Source organism: Algoriphagus sp. (assembly GCF_024642405.1).
Lineage (GTDB): Bacteria > Bacteroidota > Bacteroidia > Cytophagales > Cyclobacteriaceae > Algoriphagus.
On record NZ_JAHEBC010000484.1, the window covers coordinates 1 to 1,497 of the forward strand.

Sequence of the window (1,497 nt, forward strand, 5' to 3'; positions counted from 1 at the left end):
TGGATGTTCCAATATATCTGCTTGGCTCAAGTATGAGCAGTGCTGTATTGGCTTCGGAAAAAGGTTTTCCGTATGCCTTTGCAAGTCATTTTGCACCAGGTTATTTGATTTCAGCTTCTAAATATTACCGTGAAAATTTCCAGCCTTCTGAAAACTTGCAAACTCCTTACTTCATTTCCTGTGTGAATGTAATAGCAGCTGACACTGACGAGGAAGCTCATTACTTGGCTACCTCATTTTACCAAACAGCTTTGGGAATCATTCGTGGCAAATCCTATCCGATGAAAAAGCCTGTGGAAAGTATGGAAGGTATCTGGACTGAACCGGAAGCTGCCGCCATCCAAAACATGATGGCTTGTACTTTTATAGGCACAAAAGAAAGTCTAAAACCTCAATTTGAAAGCTTCTTCAGCCAGGTAGAAGTCGATGAACTGATGGTTTCTACGAATATTTATGAAGTGGAAAAGAGACACCGCTCCCTGGAAATTACTTCGGAGCTTCTTGCATAAATCAAAAATCCCCGGGCTTTGATATTACGGGGATTTTCAAATTAATTACCAAACTGTTTTTTCAACGCTGCCAATTTCTCTGCCATCGATCCTTCCGATTCTTTAGCTTGGGGTTTTCCTTTTGGTCTTTTATCAGCTGTTCGGGATTTAGAATCTCGAACTCGCTCAGCAAAAGGATCTGCCTTCATACTTAACCCAATTCTCTTTCGAGGAATGTCAATCTCCATCACTGTCACCTGTACTTTTTGATTCACGGTAACGATCTCATTCGGATCTTTCACAAATCGATCTGCCAGATGACTCAAATGCACCAAACCATCCTGGTGAACTCCCACATCTACAAATGCACCGAAAGCCGTAATATTCGTCACTACTCCCGGAAGCTTCATTCCCACTTTCAGATCTGACATGCTATTTACACTTTCCTCGAAAGCAAAAACCTCAAAAGTCTCTCTTGGATCTCTTCCCGGCTTTGCAAGTTCCTCCAAAATATCTTGTAAAGTAGGCAATCCCACGGTTTCAGAAACGTAGTTTTTCAAAATGATTTTGGATCTCAACTCCTCTGAACTCATCAAATCAGAAACTGAAGCATTGACGTCTTTAGCCATTTTCTCTACTAATTCATATCGTTCCGGGTGAACTGCCGAGCTATCCAAAGGATGCTTAGATTGAGAGATTCTCAAGAAACCAGCTGCCTGTTCAAATGCTTTATCGCCCAATCTTGGTACTTTTTTCAATTGAGATCGACTCTTAAACGGACCGTTTTCATTTCTGAATTCAATAATATTTTGGGCTAAAACTGGCCCCAAACCTGATACATAAGTCAGTAATTGCTTGGATGCTAGATTCACCTCCACCCCTACACCATTAACCGCAGACATTACGGTATCATCCAGTGCATTCTTTAAGGCATTCTGATCCACGTCATGCTGGTATTGACCAACCCCGATGGACTTAGGATCTATTTTAACAAGTTCCGCTAGTGGGT

1 protein-coding gene and 1 pseudogene are annotated in these 1,497 nt (G+C 41.5%); one reads left to right on the forward strand and one right to left on the reverse strand.

Annotated elements, in window-relative coordinates:
- A pseudogene (locus Q0L68_RS19620) lies at positions 1–509 on the forward strand (LLM class flavin-dependent oxidoreductase); the annotation flags it as partial.
- A gap of 41 nt (positions 510–550) precedes the next feature.
- Here Q0L68_RS19620 and Q0L68_RS19625 read toward each other — a convergent pair.
- The coding region (locus Q0L68_RS19625; protein ID WP_296705937.1) for a helix-hairpin-helix domain-containing protein at positions 551–1,497 on the reverse strand (947 nt) is incomplete at its 5' end.